Source organism: Thioclava arctica (assembly GCF_040892615.1).
In the GTDB taxonomy this organism is placed as follows: Bacteria; Pseudomonadota; Alphaproteobacteria; order Rhodobacterales; family Rhodobacteraceae; genus Thioclava; species Thioclava arctica.
Map to the genome: position 1 here is coordinate 375,614 of NZ_JBFRYC010000001.1, position 17,903 is coordinate 393,516.

Here is a 17,903-nt window from a genome sequence, read left to right on the forward strand (position 1 = left end):
GGAAGCGCCCTGCGCGCCAGACCAGTCTACCCCATTCCCGCGGTTTGACCAAAACAGTCCGCGAGGGCATGAAAAAAGGCCCCGCGACGGGGCCTTTCTGGTTCGGTTTCAAAGCGTTGGTTAGACTAGCGCGCCATCCACCAGCCGCGTCTTGCCACCCAAATACGGGTGCAAGGCGGCAGGCAGCGTGACCGAGCCGTCCTTTTCTTGACCGTTTTCCAGCACCGCGATCAGGCAGCGTCCGACCGCCAGACCCGACCCGTTCAGCGTGGCGACGAAATCGGGCTTGCCACCATCGGCGGGCTTGAAACGGCCATTCATCCGGCGCGCTTGGAACTGGCCGCAGGTCGAGATCGAGGAAATCTCGCGATAGCTGTTCTGGCCGGGCAGCCAGACCTCGAGATCATGGGTTTTCTGCGCGCCAAAGCCGATATCGCCAGTGCACAGCACGATGCGGCGATAGGGCAGGTCCAGCCCCTCCAGCACCGCTTCGGCGCATTTCGTCATGCGCTCATGTTCGGCCAGGGCTTCGTCGGGGTGGCAGATCGTCACCATCTCAACCTTCTCGAACTGGTGCTGACGCAGCATCCCCGAGGTGTCTTTGCCCGCCGATCCCGCCTCGGAGCGGAAGCAGTTCGTGTGGGCACACATCCGCTGGGGCAGGGCGCTGGCGTCAAACATCTCGCCTGCGGCGTAATTGGTCAGCGTGACCTCCGCGGTGGGAATCAGCCACCAGCCATTGGTGGTCTGATAGCTGTCTTCGCTGAATTTCGGCAATTGCCCGGTGCCCAGCATCGCGGAATCGCGCACCAGAACGGGGGTGATATTTTCGCTCAGGTCGTGCTGATCGACATGCAGATCGAGCATGAACTGCGCCAGCGCGCGATGCACCCGCGCGACGCCCCCTTTAAGCACCACAAAGCGCGCGCCCGACAGTTTCGCCGCCGTTTCAAAATCCATCGCTTTGCCGACGGCAGGCAACTCGTAATGTTCCAAGGGCGCGAAATCGAAGCTGCGCGGCGTGCCCCAGCGGCTGAGCTCGACGTTTTCGTCCTCATCTGCGCCATCTGGCACCTCATCAAGGGGCAGATTCGGCAAGCCCATCAGCAGATCACGCAGCTTTGCATCCAGATCGCTGGCCTCGGCCTGCATCGCGGCGACCTCGGACTTCTTTTCTCCCACCAACGCGCGCAGGCGTTCGAACTCGGCGTCGTCGCCTTTGGCCTTGGCCGCGCCGACCTGTTTGGAGGCGGCGTTTTGCGCGGCTTGCGCGGTTTCGGCGGCGTGAATCGCGGCGCGGCGCGCTTCATCCAGCGCCAATAGCTCGGGAGAGACCGGCGAGAGCCCGCGGCGCGCGAGTTTGGCGTCAAAATCGGCGGGGTTTTCACGGATTGCGCGAATATCGTGCATCTCATCTCTCCAAGACTGTTGCGCCCACGGCTTTAGCGCATGAAACTGACGCGTGAAAGCCCCCGGCCGATGCCGCCGCGACACAGTGCCCATCCAGCAGGCTTGCGCGGCGGCTGAATTTTGCTGTAAGGGGTCACATTCAAGAACCGGAATATAACCGGGGAAAGCACGTCCGCCCGGATGGAAGGGAAACCGAGATGAAACTGACACTCTTGCCGCTGGCTTTTGCCATGATGGTCTTGCCCGGGCTAGCCATGGCCGCCGATGGACCAATCACAATCGAACCCCAGATCGTGACCGATTGGAAATCGGTCTATGGTCAGGTGGAGGCCAAGAACACCATCGCGGCGCGCGCGCAGCTTTCGGGCACGATCACGGCGCTGGACGTCACCGAGGGCGATGAGGTCACGGCGGGGCAAACGATTGCCACGATTGTCGATCAGACGCTGGTCTATCAAATCGGGGCGGTCGATGCGCAGATCAATGCGCTGCAGGCCCAGCTTGAAAATGCCAAGACCGAGTTGAAACGCGGCGAGGATCTGAAGGCGCGCGGCGTCTCGACCTCGCAAAACGTCGATCAGTTGCAGACGCAGGTGAATGTTTATGAGGGCCAGATCGCCGCGCAACAGGCGCAGCGCAAGGTCTATCAGCAGCAAGAGCAATACGGCACCGTCACCGCGCCCATCGCGGGCAAGGTTGTGTCGGTCCCCGTGACCAAGGGCGCTGTGATCATGGCGGGCGAGACGATTGCAACGATCGGGGGGGGCGGATTTTTCCTGCGCCTGTCGGTGCCCGAACGTCATGCCGATACGCTCAAGCAGGGTGACACGATCATGATCACCGATTCCGACGGCAAAGAGATCGCGGGCAAGCTGGCCAAGATCTATCCCCAGATCGAAGGTGGGCGCGTGCAGGCCGATGTCGAAGTGCCCGATCTGAATGCACGCTTTGTGGCGGCGCGTTTGCTGGTGAAGCTTCCGATGGGCAATCGCCAGACCATCGTGATTCCGGCCAGCTACGTTGTGACCCGCTCGGGGCTTGATTTCGTGCGCGTCAAAGAGGGCGATCGCACCTATGAGCGCACCATCGTGCCGGGCGTCGTGATCAATCTGGACGATCAGGAAATGCTGGAAGTTCTCACCGGGCTGAACCCGGGCGATGTGGTGGTGCCCCATGAGTGAGCAGACAACCGGGCCTGAGACGCCCGAAGAAGATCAGGTTCATGTCAAGCTGGGCATTGCGGGCGCGCTGACGAAGGCGTTCATCCGCTCGTCGTTGACGCCTTTGATGGTGCTGGCGGCGGTGGCGGTGGGTCTTGTGGCGCTGCTCTCGCTGCCGCGCGAGGAAGAGCCCCAGATCGCCGTGCCGATGGTGGATATCCATATTCAGGCCCCCGGTCTGAAGGCCGATGATGCGATGAAACTGGTGACTGAGCCGATGGAAACCATCGTGCAAGGCATCAACGAGGTCGAGCACGTCTATTCCCAAACCCAGGATGATGGCGCGCTGGTGATGGCACGCTTCAAGGTCGGCACCTCGGCGGATGCCGCCGTTTTGCGCGTGCATGAAAAGATGCAGGCCAATATGGACCGCATCCCCAAAGGCATCCCTGATCCGGTGATCGTGGGCCGCGGGATTGACGATGTGGCGATCGTGTCGCTGACCTTCACGGGCAAAGATGGCGCACAGATCGACAGTGACGAGCTGACCCGGATCGCGCGTGAAATGCAGACCGAGGTCACCAAGATCAGCAATGTCGGTCTGACCTATATCGTGGGCGAGGCCACCAGCGAGATCCGCATCGAGCCAGAGCCTGCCAAGCTGGCGCTGTATGGCGTCACCTTGCAGCAACTCTCGCAAAAGGTCACGCAGGCCAACCGCTCGTTCAACACCGGCATGATCCGCGACGAGGGCAAGCAGATCGCGCTGGCGGCCGGTAAAACTCTGGTTGCGCCAGCCGAAATCGCGGGTCTGTTGCTGACCACGCGGGACAATCGCCCTGTCTATGTGGCGGATGTGGCCAAGATTTCCTATGTGCCCGATGCTGCGGATGCGATCGTGTCGAACGTGCAGCGCGACAAGGCTGGCAAGATCGAACGCACCCCGGCTGTGACGCTGGCGATTGCCAAGCGCGCGGGCTCGAACGCGGTGGTCGTGGCCGAACAGATCCTCGAGCGGATGCATCAGTTGCATGGCACGCTGATCCCCGATGATGTCGAGGTCAAGGTCACGCGCGATTACGGCGAGACCGCCAATGAGAAAGCCAACGAGTTGCTGTTCCACCTTGGGCTGGCGACGGTGTCAATCATCGGGCTGGTTCTGGTGGCGATTGGCTGGCGTGAATCCATCGTGGTGGCGGTTGTCATTCCGGTGACCATTCTGCTGACGCTGTTTGCCGCCTATGTGATGGGCTTTACGCTGAACCGGGTGTCGCTATTCGCGCTGATTTTCGCGATCGGGATCTTGGTCGATGACGCGATCGTGGTGATCGAAAACATCGCGCGACATTGGGCGATGAAGGGGCCGGGGTCCCGCGTGACCAAGGCAATTGAGGCCGTGGCCGAGGTCGGCAACCCGACCATCGTGGCAACCCTGACCGTCGTCGTGGCACTTTTGCCGATGCTCTTCGTGTCGGGCATGATGGGCCCCTATATGTCGCCAATTCCGGCGGTGGCTTCGGCGGCGATGGTGTTTTCGTTCTTCGTGGCCGTCATCATCACGCCTTGGCTGATGGTCAAGGTTGCAGGCAAGGCGCAGTTGCATGGCCACGCCGCCGATGACGACGCCTATGGCGGGCATCAGGCAGGGGGGCGCCTTGGCAAGCTATATGCCAAGGTCGCGCGTCCGATCCTGAAAACCAAGGGGCGCGCGGGGCTGTTTCTGATCGTGGTGACGGTGCTGAGCTTTGGCTCGTTGAGCCTGCTCTACACTAAACATGTCACGGTCAAACTACTGCCCTTCGACAATAAATCCGAGCTGTCGGTGGTGATTGATATGCCTGCGGGCACCTCGGTTGAAGAAACCGATGGCGTGGCCCAACAGGTCGCGGATATCGTGACCGAAATGCCCGAAGTGCTGTCCACGCAAACCCATGCCAGCACGGCTGCGCCCTTCAACTTCAACGGTCTGGTGCGCCACTACTACCTGCGCAACCAGCCCAATAAGGGCGATGTCGAAATTCAGCTTCTGCCCAAGGCCGAGCGTGACCGCTCCAGCCATGAAGTCGCGATCGACATCCGCAACAAGATCAAGGCGATCAAACTGCCCAAAGGTGCCAGCCTGAAGACGGTCGAACCGCCCCCCGGTCCGCCGGTGATCGCAACCCTTCTGGCCGAGGTCTATGGCCCCAACCCGGAAATCCGACGTGCGGCGGCGCGCCAGATCGAGCAGGCCTTCAAGGAAGTGCCTTACATCGTGGATGTGGATAATTCGTTCGGCATCCAGCCCGATAAACTGCGCGCGACGGTGAATTCCGACGATCTGGAATTCTACTCGGTGCAAGAGGGCGATGTGTGGGACACGCTGGCGATGCTGAACGGCAAAACCACGGTGGGCTATTCCCATCGCGGCAAGGAACGCCAGCCCATTCCGATCGTGATGGAGCGCTCGAAATCCAACCGGGTGATGAACGAGAACACGCTGTCCACCCCGATCCCGGCCAATGTTCTGCCCGGCGCGCGCGGTGTGGTGGAACTGGGGGATGTGGTGAGCGTGGCCAAAGAGAAGGCGTCCTATCCAATCTTCCGCCATAACGGGCGCGAAGCCGAGATGGTCACCGCCGAACTCGCAGGCCAATACGAGGCGCCGCTTTATGGCATGTTGGCGGTCGATAATATCATCAACAACATGCAATGGGCGCCGGGCGAAAAGCCCATCATTTCGTTCCACGGCCAGCCTCAGGACGAAAGCCATGTCACGCTGCTGTGGGATGGCGAATGGGAAGTGACTTGGGTCACGTTCCGCGACATGGGCGCGGCGTTTGCCGTGGCCTTGCTCGGGATCTACATCCTCGTCGTGGCGCAGTTTGGCAGCTTCCGCCTGCCGTTGGTGATCCTGACGCCGGTGCCGTTGACCTTCCTTGGCATCATGCTGGGCCACTGGATCTTCCACGCACCGTTCTCGGCCACTTCGATGATCGGGTTTATCGCGCTGGCAGGGATTATCGTGCGCAACTCGATCCTGCTGGTCGATTTCATTCGCCACGCGGATGAAACCGGCAAGACCAAGACCGAGATCCTGATCGAGGCCGGCGCGATCCGCTTCAAGCCGATCTTGCTGACGGCGGTGGCGGCGATGATCGGCGCGGTGGTGATCTTGGCGGACCCGATCTTTCAGGGTCTGGCGATCTCGTTGCTGTTCGGTCTGCTCAGTTCGACCTTGCTGACGGTGCTGGTGATCCCGGCGATCTATCGGATCTTCAAGACCTGATCAGGCATCACCTGAAACACGAGCGCTCGCGCGAGGAAATCCCCTCACGCGGGCGCTTTTTTTGTCGGGCTTTACATAAGATGAGCGGCGCGCTTGGGGATGGGGCAGGAGCCTCCGGCGGGAGTATTTCCAGCTAGATGAAATACAGTCGCGCTCTCTCTTTTCATCTGGCCAGAAATACTCCCGCCGGAGGCATCCATCCGGATGATTTAGCGCTGCGCGATGGCAGGTTCACTCGGGTTGAAAGCCGTGGATCAACTGGCGCAGCCCGATCAGCCCGCCGATCACGATGGCGGCCAGCGTCACAGGGGCCGAAAAAGCCAGCACCGACATCGCGCTGACGCCTTGCCCGATCGAGCATCCCAAAGCGATGGTGCCACCGATACCCATCAGGGCCGCGCCGCCAACCTGACGGCCCAGTTCACGCGGGTCCTCGCAGGCCTCCCAGCGAAATAGTCCGCGGATCAGCGAGCCCATGAGAGCCCCAATCAGCACCCCTCCGACCAGCCCAACCGAAAAGGTAATCCCGCCTGCGGTTGATGTCATGAAATAGAGGATCGTACGTCCTAAGGGGGCGGTGAAGGACGGGGCCTCGACCCCGGTTTCGCCCATGCTTTCGGCAAAAAGCCACGAGGTGCCAATCAGGCACCAGACCACCGCCAACCCAGCGGCGACGCCCCAAGCGATGCGGCGTTTATCGGTGCGCAAGGGTTTGTAGGCGAGGCCCCAAGCCAGAAAGCCTGCGGCAATGGGCAGGGCAAAGACCAAGGGGGACAGGCCGCTGCGGGCCGAAAGCCAATGCGCGATGCCTTGGGGCGAGGTTGCTGGCTCTTGGGCGAAGATCAGCAGGCGCAGATGGGCCAGCGGGCCGGACAGCGTGACAAAGGCGAAAATGCCCATCACCACGACCACAACCAGCGCGCGCAGATCACCGCCGCCAAAGCGCACCAACGCGCCAAAACCGCAATTGCCCGCCAGCGCCATGCCATAGCCAAACAGCAGCCCACCCACGATCGAGGACAGCGGCGACCATTGGATGGTATGATAAAAGCTGTGGGTGATATCGGCCCAGCCCAAGGCCTCGGCCAGGAAAGAACCCGTAATCCCCACCGCCAGCACCACGCCCCAAAGGCGCAATCGGCGCTGATCTTCGCCGTAAGCCGCGCTTTCCAGCGCGCCCAGCGTGCAAAAATCACCCAGACGGGCCGCCAAACCCAACACCACGCCGCCGATCAATCCGACCAAAGCGGCCAGCACGCCCACTGGCAGGTGTTCCATTTCGCGCCTCCCTCCCGGGCAGGTTAGACCCGGTTTCCTGATAGAGATTATTGCAAGGCCAACCCTTAGTCGGTGTTGCAAAACATTTCATAGACCACCTCGATCAGGCGCCGCGCGCGCGGATCGGACAGCGTGTAATAGATTGCTTTGCCCTCGCGGCGGGAACTGACCAGCCCTTCAAGGCGCAACCGTGCCAGTTGCTGACTGACAGCGGCTTGGCGCGATTCAAGAAGGTTTTCCAACTCGGTCACGGATTTTTCGCCCGAACTCAGATGGCATAGAATCATCAGCCGCCCCTCATGGGCAAGGGCCTTCATCAAATTCGCAGCATCCTGGGCGCGCAGCATCAACTCATCGGCGTCCAAACGCGCGCACCTCCCATCCTGACCTGGGACGGGAGAGGTAAGGTCGGAATCGCGCCCATCTGGTGCCATTTGTCGCACCGCCATTTCCTTTTTGCCGGTTGCCTAAAATGGCGCAACCACACTGGTTATCTTTAACACGCTTTAACACGGCGATTCGCTGGAACAAAGCCTGCGTCGTCATTTTTCGCCAGATGCCGTGCACTTATTGCGCCGGGTCGGGCAGATCTGCGCCCGCTTTTTGCAGCGCTTGGCCCAGCAATCCCCAGAAGAAATCTTCGCTTGCATAGCCCTCGATCCGGGCAATTTCGGTGCCGTTATCCAGCAAAACAAAGGTCGGCGTATAGATCGCCTTGCCTCCGGTGAGGGTGACGCCCTCGGGCATCGGCTTGTGCAGATCTGCGCGCTCGAGTGGGGCGATCTGCCCCTCGGGGGTCTTGGGATAGATCGGGCCAAGATCGTGGTTCCACATCCGGCAATAGACGCAGCCCGTCTGTTCGATCATCAGCAGACGAAAGCGCGATTGTGCCGCAGGGGTAGGGTCGCCGGTGGGTGCGCTCGCGGGCGCAGGTGCGGCCGGGTCCGGGGCCGGGGCGGTATCGGCCAATCCAAGAGTTGGCCCAACTGCCATCACGGCAGCGAGAAAAACTGCGCAAGCGAACTCACGAAACATTGACGATACTCCCATTACATATAAAGATCGTAATATGTTTCACGGGGGCGTCAAGAAACGGTTGGGAGGCCGTAGTCCTCATCATGGGAGGGTTTCGTGCCGATTGACCCAAGTTTCGGGGGCGCATTTTTCGCCGGGTTGCTGTCTTTCCTGACACCCTGCATTTTGCCTATGGTCCCGTTTTACCTGTCTTATATGGCGGGCTTGTCGATGAGCGAGCTGCGCAGCGATGGTGCGATTGCGCGCGGTGCACAGATGCGCATGATCGCTTCGGCGGTGGCATTCGCGCTGGGTGTGACGACGATTTTTGTGCTGATGGGGATGGGCGCGACGGCGCTTGGCTCGGCATTTCGCGAATGGATGGGGCCGCTTTCCTACGTCGCGGCAGTCATTCTGCTGGTCTTCGGGCTGCATTTCCTCGGCGTGATCCGCATTCCGTTCCTCTATCGTGAGGCGCGCATGGAATCCAAAACCGACCCGTCCACGTTCTTTGGGGCCTATGTGATGGGGCTCGCTTTTGGCTTTGGCTGGACGCCCTGCGTTGGCCCGGCCTTGGCAGCGATTTTGATGGTGGCCTCGGGGATGGGCGATATCACGCAGGGCGGGCTGTTGCTGTTCGTCTATGGGGTCGGGATGACCTTCCCCTTCGTGATCGCGGCCTTCTTCACCAAGCCGTTCCTCGCGCTGATGCGCCGCCACCAGTCCAAACTGGCCTATGTGGAAAAGGCGATGGGTGTCATGCTGATTGTGTTTGCGATCTTGATTGTGACCGGCGGGCTGCGCTGGATCGGTCAATTCTTGATCGAGGTGATGCCCAGCGGAAGCTTGGGCTGAGCAATGGGAGAGAGATGATGCGTTTTTTGACTTCTACCTTTGGCGCGATCATGGCGTGCCTGGTCTTGGCGCTGCCAGTGGCGGCGGCGGAACTGGGCGATGACGGGCTGCACAAAGAACCGTGGTTCCAGGATACCTTCAAGGACATGTCTGACGATCTGGCCTCGGCCAATGATGCGGGCAAGCGGTTTCTGGTGATCTGGGAGCAGCGTGGCTGCATCTATTGCAAGAAGATGCACGAAGAGGTGTTCTCCGATCCCGAGATCGCGAAACTCATCACCGACAACTATTATGTCGTGCAGATGAACCTGTTTGGCGACGTCGAGGTGACCGATTTCGACGGCGAATCTCTGCCCGAAAAAGACATGGCCATGAAGTGGGGGGTAATGTTCACGCCCACCATGATGTTCTTCCCCGAAAACGTCGATGGCGTGGCGGCCAACAAGGCTGCCGTGGCGCAAATGCCGGGGGCTTTTGGCAAGGGTACGACGAAGGCGCTTTTGACCTGGGTGAAGAATCACGGATATGAGAGCGGGCAGAACTTCCAGAAATATGTGGCCGAGCAGATGGCACAATAATTGCCCCGAAATGATCAGTTTTTCAGAAAAGCCCCGCATGGGAAATCCTGTGCGTGGCTTTTCTGCACTTGCAGCATGTATTGTTTTTAAAGGATTTTTCTTGATGTGTTTGGTGGAACATATCGGAAAATATGCGAAATTTTGAATTTATCATTGCGCCATACTGACGCGCTCGCTTAAATGTGTCTCAGGGAGAGAATTTGGGAGGACTTCTATGAAACGCCACGTTGCGTTGGCCGCAGTGGCCGCCACGTTCGCAGCTACCGCCGCGTTCGCCGAGACCGCGCCGATGGATGTAAAGTTCACCGACACCGGGGAGGTGACGACGTCGCTGACCGGGCAGCCGGGCGATCCGACGAAAGGTGCTGAAGTTGCATCGACGAAGTCACAGGGCAACTGCGTGTCTTGCCACGTTGTCTCTGCGCTGAATGCGTCGTTCCAGGGTAATATCGGCCCCGAGTTGAATGGTGCCGGCGATCGTTGGACCGAGGCACAACTGCGCGGAATCGTCGTTGATGCCAAGCACACGTTCGAGGGCTCTGTGATGCCCGGAATGTATAAAACCGGACCGTTCATTCGTCCCGGCGATGGCTATACCGGCAAGGCTGCGCCTGCCGATTTGCCGCCGATCCTGAACGGTCAGCAAGTTGAGGATGTGGTCGCTTTCCTTATGACACTTAAGGAAGAGTGACCTTTTCTGAGTAACCCGAGAGGAGAGAGACAAGATGACGATGACCAGACGTGACGCGCTGGCGCTGGCGATGGGTGGTTTTGCCGCCTCGGTGCTGCCGCTGCCCGCGCTGGCCGATGCTACGGCCGATGCGATCGCGAAGTTCACCGGCGGTGCCACCGCAGGTGAGGGCGGCCTGACGCTGACCGCTCCCGAGATCGCCGAAAACGGCAACACGGTCCCGGTTTCGGTTGACGCACCCGGTGCCACCGAGATCGCTATTTTCGCCCCCGGCAACCCGACGCCGGGTGTCGCGGTGTTCAAATTCGGCCCGCTGGCTGGTTCGCAAGCCGCTTCGATCCGCATCCGCCTGTCGAAAACGCAGGATCTGGTTGCCGTCGCAAAGATGGCCGATGGCAGCTTCGTGCAGGCGAAATCGACCGTGAAAGTCACCATCGGCGGCTGCGGCGGCTGATCGGATAGCAGGAGAGACATGATATGAAAAACGTCAAACCCCGCGTGAAAGTGCCGAAATCAGCGTCCGCCGGTGAGGTCATCACCATCAAGACCCTGATCTCGCATCCGATGGAATCGGGTCAGCGCAAAGACAAAGACGGCAAGGTGATCCCGCGGGAAATCATCAACCGTTTTACCTGTGATTTCAACGGTGAGAACGTGATCGACGTCACGCTCGATCCGGCTGTTTCGACCAACCCCTATATCGAATTCGACGCCAAAGTGCCCGAAGCCGGTGAATTCAAGTTCACTTGGTATGATGATGACGGGTCGATCTACGAAGACAGCAAGAAGATTGCGATCGGCTAAGCCATAAGGCGATGCCACGGGGGCTAAGGGAATGCCCCGAACCAAGGATAACTCTGCGCCCGATGGGGAGATCGACGGGCGCAGAGGTCACCCAGGGAGGATCAGAGATATGACGCTGCGCACCAGCCGCACCATCCTTGCCGCCACCGCCATTTTGGCGCTGTGCACGGCGCCTTTGCGCGCCGAGATGGCGGATGACGAACTCAACATCAACGGCGATTCGCCGGTCGTTACCAAGGCGCCTGCCGCCGATTTCCTCAAGGGTCACCTTGACGAAGTCTATTCCGGCTGGCTGTTCCGCACGGACGATACCCGCGCAATGGAGCAAGACGATTTCGACAATCCGGTCATGGTCTTTGGCGAACAAGGCATGGACAACTGGAATGTCGTTGACGGCTCCGAGGGCAAGTCCTGCGCGTCCTGCCACGGCAAGATCGAAGAGGGCATGAAGGGCGTACGCGCCACCATGCCCAAAGTGAATGCCAAGGGCGAGCTGTGGTCGATGGAAGACTACATCAACGACTGCCGCACCAACCGTATGGGCGCAGAAGCCTGGGGTTGGGACAGCGGTCCGATGCACAACATGACGGTTGCGGTCTCGGTCCAGTCGCGCGGCATGCCGGTCAACGTCAAGATCGACGGCGACGCCGCCCCGTTCTGGGAAAAAGGCAAAGAGATGTATTACACCCGCTACGGCCAGCTCGAGCTGTCCTGCGCGTCGTGCCATGAAGAAAACTATGGCAACTACATCCGTGCCGACCACCTGAGCCAAGGTCAGACGTCGGGCTTCCCGGTGTATCGCCTCAAAACGGCGGGCGTGGTTTCGATCCACAACCGCTTTAAGGGCTGTATCCGCGACACCCGCGGCGAAACCTTCAAGCCGGGCTCGCCCGAGTTCCACAATCTTGAGCTATATGTCGCCTCGCGCGGCACCGGGCTTGAGATCGAAGGCGCTGGCGTTCGTCCCTAAAATACGGCGCGCGGGGCAGGGGATTCCCTTGTCCCGCGTGCGTCTTTAGAACATATTCAATTTTCACTATCTGTTTGAATTTGTTAGTCAATTTTGGGTTTGAGACGATGCTTTTTCCGTCCATCGGAAAGAGGAAATGAAGGAGAGACACAGCATGATTTCCCGGCGGGAATTTCTTCAGGCAAGCTTGGCTGCCTCGACCATCCTTGGTGCATCTGGCCTGTCGCGCTGGTCGCGCGCGATGGCACAACAGACGATGACGCAAGACCAGCTTTTGCAGTTTGAACCGCTGGGCAATGTCACGTTGATCCATATCACCGACATTCACGCGCAAGCGATGCCGATCTATTTCCGCGAGCCCGAGATCAACCTCGGCGTGGGCGATGCGCGCGGCAAGCCGCCTCATGTCACGGGCAAAGACTTTCTTGAGATGTTCAAGATCAAGCCCGACAGCCCCGAGGCTTACGCGCTGACCTATGACAACTATGTCGATCTCGCCAAATCCTACGGCAAGATGGGCGGCATGGATCGGGTTGCCACCGTGGTCAACGCGATCCGCGCCGAGCGTCCCGAGGCGATCGTGCTGGATGGCGGCGACACCTGGCACGGCTCGATGGTTGCGCTCAAGACCAAGGGTCAGGACATGGTTGATATCATGAACCAGCTTGGCACCGATGCGATGACCTCGCATTGGGAATGGACCTATGGCGAAGACCGCGTGAACGAGATCGTCGACACCTTGCCCTTCCCGTTCCTTGGCGCCAATATCTTTGACGCGGAATGGGATGAACCGGCTTACGAGCCCTATAAAATCTTTGAACGCAACGGCACCCAGATTGCGGTGATCGGGCAGGCCTTCCCCTATCTGCCGATCGCCAACCCGAAATGGATGTTCCCCGACTATTCGTTTGGTATTCGCGAAGAGCGGATGCAGGAGATGGTCGACGAGGTGCGTGCCAAGGGCGTCGATCTGGTCGTCTGCCTCAGCCATAACGGCTTTGACGTTGACCGCAAAATGGCGGGCCGCGTGAAGGGCATCGACGTGATCCTGACCGGTCACACCCATGACGCCGTCCCCGAGCCGGTACTGATCGGCGAGACGATCATGATCGCTTCGGGGTCGAACGGGAAATTCGTGTCGCGCATCGATCTGGACGTGCGCGATGGCAAGATGATGGGCTTCCGTCACAAGCTGATCCCGATTTTCTCGGATGTGATCGAGCCGGACAAAGATATGGCTGCGCTGATCACCAAAACCCGAGAGCCCTTCAAGAAAGAGCTTGAGGAAGTCGTGGGCGAAACCTCGAGCCTTCTCTATCGCCGCGGCAACTTCAACGGCACTTGGGATGATCTGATCTGTGAGGCGATGTTGTCCGAGCGGGATGCAGAAATCGCGATGAGCCCGGGCGTGCGCTGGGGGCCGTCCTTGCTGCCCGGTGACAAGATCACGATGGAAGACATCCTTGGTGTTACCTCGATGACCTATGGCGAGACCTACCGCACCGAGATGACCGGCGAGACGATCAAGACGATCCTCGAGGATGTGGCCGACAACCTGTTCAACACCGACCCCTATTACCAGCAGGGCGGTGACATGGTGCGCATCGGCGGCATGGGCTATCATATTGATGTCTCCAAGCCGATCGGTCAGCGCATCTCGAACATGACCTCGCTTAAGGATGGCGCGGATATTGATCCCTCGCGCAGCTATGTCGTGACGGGCTGGGCCTCGGTCAACGAGGGCACCGAAGGGCCGCAAATCTGGGACGTGATCGCAGACCATATCCGCAAGATCGGCACCGTCGATCTGAAGCCCAATGAATCGGTAGTGGTGACGGGCGCCTAAGCCCCAACCGCACCCGATGACGTAACCCCGATTGGGGCAAGAGACTGGAGGAGACTACATGGACGAGAAGGAACGCCACGCCACTCCGGCCACTGGCACCGGCTACAGCCGCCGCGGATTTCTGCGGGCAGGGGCTGCAGCAGGGGCATTGGTCGCGGGGGCAGGTGCCGCGCGCGCAGAGCAGCAACCCGATCCGTTGATCACCGAAGTGCAATCCTGGGCTCAGGGTTGGGGCGACGGTGTTGACGCCACGCCTTACGGGCTGCCGATTGAATTCGAAAGCGATGTTATCCGGCGCAATGTCGGCTGGCTGACGGCTGATGTGATTTCGTCGATCAACTTCACGCCGATCCACGCCTTGGACGGCACGATCACCCCGACGGGTTGCGCCTTTGAGCGTCACCACTCGGGCGCGATCGAGCTGAAGAAAGAAGACTACCGCCTGATGATCAACGGTCTTGTCGATAAGCCGCTGGTCTTCACCTATGAAGATCTCGAGCGTTTCCCGCGCGTCAACCGCACTTACTTCCTAGAATGTGCGGCGAACTCGGGCATGGAATGGGCGGGCGCGCAGCTCAACGGTGCGCAATTCACCCAAGGCATGATCCACAACATGCAGTATTCGGGCATTCCGCTGCGCACGTTGCTGGAAGAAGCTGGCGTTCAGACCGAAGGCAAATGGCTGTATGTCGAAGGTGCGGATGCGTCCTCGAACGGTCGCTCGATCCCGCTGGAAAAGGCGATGGACGACTGTCTTGTCGCGATCAAGGCCAATGGCGAAGCCCTGCGCAAAGAGCATGGCTACCCGGTGCGTCTGGTCGTTCCCGGTTGGGAAGGCAACATGTGGGTGAAGTGGCTGCGCCGCATCGAAGTGACCGACGAGCCTGTGCAGGCGCGTGAGGAAACCTCGAAATACACCGACACGCTGGCCAACGGTATCTCGCGCAAATGGACCTGGGTCATGGATGCGAAATCCGTGGTCACCTCGCCGAGCCCGCAAATGCCGATCAAACATGGCAAAGGCCCGCTGGTTATCACCGGTATCGCGTGGTCGGGCCGGGGCGCTATCACCAAGGTCGACGTGTCGATCGACGGTGGCGCAAACTGGCAGGAAGCGCGTCTGGCAGAGCCGGGCGTCGACAAGGCGATGTCGCGCTTTTACCTCGACATCGACTGGGATGGCTCGGAAATGCTGCTGCAATCGCGCGCCACCGATGCCACGGGCTACGTTCAGCCCACCAAAGACGCGCTGCGCGCGATCCGCGGTGAGAACTCGGTCTATCACAACAACGGGATCCAGACTTGGTGGGTCAAAGAAAACGGGGAGTCTGAGAATGTCGAAGTGTCGTCGTAATCTCACTCTGGCAGCCTTGCTCGCAGCACCTTTGCTGGCTGCGCCAGCGATGGCAGAGACATATAATCTGGGCCGTGCCGCACTGCCCGCCGAAATGAAAGCTTGGACGGTTGAGGTCTTCCCTGATGGCAAGAACTTGCCCGAAGGGTCTGGCTCGGTCGCAGATGGGGAGTCGCTTTTCTCTGACAAATGCGCGGCCTGTCACGGTGATTTCGCCGAAGGTGTGGACAACTGGCCCAAGCTGGCTGGCGGTGCAGACACGCTGGCACGCAAGGACCCGGTCAAGACGGTCGGCTCGTATTTCCCCTATCTTTCGACGGTGTGGGACTATGCCCACCGCTCGATGCCGTTCGGGGATGCGCAAACGCTGTCGGTCGATGAGACCTATGCAATCGTGGCCTATATTCTTTACTCCAACGATCTCGTTGCTGACGATTTCGTCTTGACCAAAGAAAACTTCCTCGACGTGAAAATGCCCAATGCGGACGGGTTCATTGTCGATGATCGCCCCGAGACGGAATACCCGCTGTTTTCAAAAGCGGGGTGCATGTCGGACTGTAAGAAAGACGTGCATATCACCATGAAGGCGACCGTTCTTAACGTCACGCCCGATCAAGGTGGGGATGACAGCGCCGCTGCCGATACGCCGGCGGATGCGCCTGCCGATACGGTTGCGGCGACGGCTGCAACCGAAGGGGCAAGTGCCGAAGCGATGGCGCAAGACGCCCCCGCTGCTGCCGAAGAAAGCGCTGCCGCTGCTCCCGCGGCCACTGAAGAAACGCTTGATGCCGATCCCGCGCTGGTCGCGGCAGGCGAAAAGGTCTTCAAAAAGTGCAAGGCCTGTCACCAGGTCGGTGAGGGCGCCAAGAACAAGGTCGGTCCGATTCTCAACGGGTTGATCGGGCGTCAGGCGGGCACTGTGGATGGCTTCAAATACTCGAAGTCGATGACGCAGCATGGCGAAGACGGTCTGGTCTGGAACGAAGAGACTGTGCAAGCCTATCTGGCTGATCCCAAAGGCTATATCCCGAAGAACAAGATGTCCTTCGCGGGTCTGAAAAAAGCTGACGATGTGAAAGCAGTGTTGGCTTATATCGAAAGCCAAGGTGGTTAAAAGGTCTCGCGGGGGCCGGGTCTGGCCCTCGCTACATCGCTTGGCAAAAGCCTTCTGCTTACCGTTTGAAACGCCCGTGCTTGTCACGGGCGTTTCGCTATTTCGCCCGCGCGCTGGGGGCGTGTGCCCTTTGTCGGGCTTGCAGCCCACCGCCCCCCGAGGATATTTGAGCTAATGCGAAGGGGAGACAATATGCGCGAGCAGGGTGGGATCGACGAGATGAAGGCGCGCGTGCGCGCGATGTTTGAGGCGGGGGTGGCGGCGGCCGATCCGGCGCGCGCGGTGTCTGAGGCGATGGATTGGGCGCGCGCGGACCCGCCGGGACCGGGTGGGCATTGGCAGGTTGTGGCCTTGGGTAAGGCGGGTTTGGCGATGGCAACTGCGGCTTTGGCCGCGTTGCCCAGCGACACGGCGGCCTTGATCGTGACCAATCCTGAGAATGCGCAAGGGGCGCAATCTCCTGCGGGCGCAAGACTGATTGCGGGCGATCATCCGGTGCCGGGGCCGGGCAGCCAAGCAGCGGGGCGCGCGATCCTTGAGGCGCTCGCCCGTCTTGGTCCGCAAGACCGCGTGCTGGCGTTGATATCGGGCGGTGGCTCGGCGTTGGCGGTCGCGCCGTCGGACGGGTTGAGCCTGTCTGACAAGGCCGAGGTGAGCCGCCTTTTGCTGGGCTGCGGGGCGGATATCGCGCAGATGAACCTGATCCGTCAGCAACTGTCGCGGCTCAAGGGGGGCGGCTGGTTGGCAGCCAGTGCCGCGCCGGTGACAGGGTTGATCCTGTCGGATGTGCCCGGCGATGATCTGGCGGTGATCGCCTCAGGGCCGACAGTTGCGCCAATTGGCACCCGCGCGCAGGCCGCTGATCTGTGTCGCGATCTTGGGATCTGGGATCAGTTGCCCGCATCGGTGCGCACCCATTTAGGTCAGCCAGAGCCAACGCGTAATCGACAGCAGGCGCGCAACCGTTTGATCGGGGCGAATGGGATATCGGTTGCGGCGATGCTGGCAGCGGGCGCGCAGGCGGCCCCTTTTGCGCTGAGTGGCGATGTTGGCGATCTGGCGCCGCGTATCGTGGCGCTTCTGGCAGATCTGGCGCCGGGCACCGCGCTGGCTTTCGGGGGCGAAAGCACGGTCACCTTACGGGGCGACGGCTTGGGCGGGCGCAATCAGGAATTGGCGTTGCGCGTGGCGCTATTGGCCGAGCAAGCGGGCGTGTCGGGGCCGTGGTGCTTTTTGTCCGGGGGGACGGATGGTCGCGATGGGCCGACGGATGCCGCAGGAGGGCTGGTGGACCCGCAAACATGCGAGTCTATCCGGGCGGGTGGCGAAGATCCTCAATCCCTATTGGCCAATAACGATTCCTACCGGGCCTTGCGGGCGGGCGGGGCGTTGTTGATGACCGGGGCGACGGGCACGAATGTGGCCGATCTTGCGATACTGGCGCGCGGCTGAGCGGGTCCGCCTGCGCGCGTAATCGCGGGTTCAGTGGCTTGCTGAAACGTCTCGGCTGGGGAGCAGGCGGATGAGGACTTCGCGCAGCGCAGCGATCGTAATGATGGTG

16 protein-coding genes are annotated in these 17,903 nt (G+C 60.4%); 12 read left to right on the forward strand and 4 right to left on the reverse strand.

Features of this window, described 5'->3' with window-relative positions; translation table 11 throughout:
* Positions 1-120: 120 nt before the first annotated feature.
* The gene (gene serS, locus AB4874_RS01980) at positions 121-1,410 is read right to left on the reverse strand and encodes a serine--tRNA ligase (protein ID WP_368390740.1); all 1,290 of its coding nucleotides are present in this window, start codon (positions 1,408-1,410) and stop codon (positions 121-123) included.
* A gap of 197 nt (positions 1,411-1,607) precedes the next feature.
* On the opposite strand from serS, the gene AB4874_RS01985 reads away from it, so the two are divergent.
* Together AB4874_RS01985 and AB4874_RS01990 are read left to right on the forward strand one after the other, a co-directional pair.
* Entirely contained in the window at positions 1,608-2,591 is a 984-nt protein-coding gene (locus AB4874_RS01985; protein ID WP_295536964.1) for an efflux RND transporter periplasmic adaptor subunit, read from the forward strand.
* Positions 2,584-5,838, forward strand: a complete 3,255-nt coding sequence (locus tag AB4874_RS01990) for an efflux RND transporter permease subunit (RefSeq protein WP_368390741.1) — start codon at positions 2,584-2,586, stop codon at positions 5,836-5,838. Before AB4874_RS01985 ends, AB4874_RS01990 begins: the two co-directional genes overlap by 8 nt.
* Positions 5,839-6,069: 231 nt before the next feature.
* On the opposite strand, the gene AB4874_RS01995 is transcribed toward AB4874_RS01990, so the two are convergent.
* From AB4874_RS01995 to AB4874_RS02005, 3 genes are all read right to left on the reverse strand, one after another.
* Positions 6,070-7,116 (reverse strand): YeeE/YedE family protein, encoded by a 1,047-nt coding sequence (locus AB4874_RS01995; RefSeq protein WP_368390742.1) that lies wholly within the window; start codon positions 7,114-7,116, stop codon positions 6,070-6,072.
* A gap of 65 nt (positions 7,117-7,181) precedes the next feature.
* Positions 7,182-7,463 (reverse strand): ArsR/SmtB family transcription factor, encoded by a 282-nt coding sequence (locus tag AB4874_RS02000; RefSeq protein WP_295536811.1) that lies wholly within the window; start codon positions 7,461-7,463, stop codon positions 7,182-7,184.
* Between the two features lie 220 nt (positions 7,464-7,683).
* Complete coding sequence (locus AB4874_RS02005) at positions 7,684-8,151, reverse strand: thioredoxin fold domain-containing protein (RefSeq protein ID WP_368390743.1); 468 nt, start codon at positions 8,149-8,151, stop codon at positions 7,684-7,686.
* A 96-nt stretch (positions 8,152-8,247) separates the two neighbouring features.
* On the opposite strand from AB4874_RS02005, the gene AB4874_RS02010 reads away from it, so the two are divergent.
* The 10 genes from AB4874_RS02010 to AB4874_RS02055 all read left to right on the forward strand — a co-directional run bounded on the left by AB4874_RS02010 (position 8,248) and on the right by AB4874_RS02055 (position 17,794).
* Positions 8,248-8,985: a cytochrome c biogenesis CcdA family protein gene (locus AB4874_RS02010; RefSeq protein WP_295536776.1), complete on the forward strand. Its 738-nt coding sequence runs from the start codon at positions 8,248-8,250 to the stop codon at positions 8,983-8,985.
* Between the two features lie 17 nt (positions 8,986-9,002).
* On the forward strand, positions 9,003-9,563 hold the full coding sequence (locus tag AB4874_RS02015; protein ID WP_368390744.1) for a thioredoxin family protein: 561 nt from the start codon (positions 9,003-9,005) through the stop codon (positions 9,561-9,563).
* A gap of 214 nt (positions 9,564-9,777) precedes the next feature.
* The gene (gene soxX / locus AB4874_RS02020; RefSeq protein WP_295536780.1) at positions 9,778-10,254 is read left to right on the forward strand and encodes a sulfur oxidation c-type cytochrome SoxX; all 477 of its coding nucleotides are present in this window, start codon (positions 9,778-9,780) and stop codon (positions 10,252-10,254) included.
* A gap of 34 nt (positions 10,255-10,288) precedes the next feature.
* Positions 10,289-10,708: a thiosulfate oxidation carrier protein SoxY gene (gene soxY, locus AB4874_RS02025; protein ID WP_368390745.1), complete on the forward strand. Its 420-nt coding sequence runs from the start codon at positions 10,289-10,291 to the stop codon at positions 10,706-10,708.
* A gap of 23 nt (positions 10,709-10,731) precedes the next feature.
* The gene (soxZ, locus tag AB4874_RS02030) at positions 10,732-11,058 is read left to right on the forward strand and encodes a thiosulfate oxidation carrier complex protein SoxZ (protein WP_295536784.1); all 327 of its coding nucleotides are present in this window, start codon (positions 10,732-10,734) and stop codon (positions 11,056-11,058) included.
* A gap of 109 nt (positions 11,059-11,167) precedes the next feature.
* Positions 11,168-12,028 carry a sulfur oxidation c-type cytochrome SoxA gene (soxA, locus tag AB4874_RS02035; RefSeq protein ID WP_295536785.1) on the forward strand — a complete coding sequence of 287 codons (861 nt, stop codon included), beginning with the start codon at positions 11,168-11,170 and terminating at the stop codon, positions 12,026-12,028.
* A 154-nt stretch (positions 12,029-12,182) separates the two neighbouring features.
* A complete protein-coding gene (soxB, locus tag AB4874_RS02040) occupies positions 12,183-13,874 on the forward strand; it encodes a thiosulfohydrolase SoxB (protein ID WP_368390746.1) in 1,692 nt (563 codons plus the stop codon).
* A gap of 58 nt (positions 13,875-13,932) precedes the next feature.
* Positions 13,933-15,228, forward strand: a complete 1,296-nt coding sequence (gene soxC, locus AB4874_RS02045) for a sulfite dehydrogenase (protein WP_295536789.1) — start codon at positions 13,933-13,935, stop codon at positions 15,226-15,228.
* Positions 15,209-16,342 carry a c-type cytochrome gene (locus AB4874_RS02050; protein ID WP_368390747.1) on the forward strand — a complete coding sequence of 378 codons (1,134 nt, stop codon included), beginning with the start codon at positions 15,209-15,211 and terminating at the stop codon, positions 16,340-16,342. The genes soxC and AB4874_RS02050 overlap by 20 nt, the downstream gene beginning before the upstream one ends.
* A 192-nt stretch (positions 16,343-16,534) precedes the next feature.
* Entirely contained in the window at positions 16,535-17,794 is a 1,260-nt protein-coding gene (locus AB4874_RS02055) for a glycerate kinase type-2 family protein (protein ID WP_368390748.1), read from the forward strand.
* Positions 17,795-17,903 lie beyond the last annotated feature (109 nt).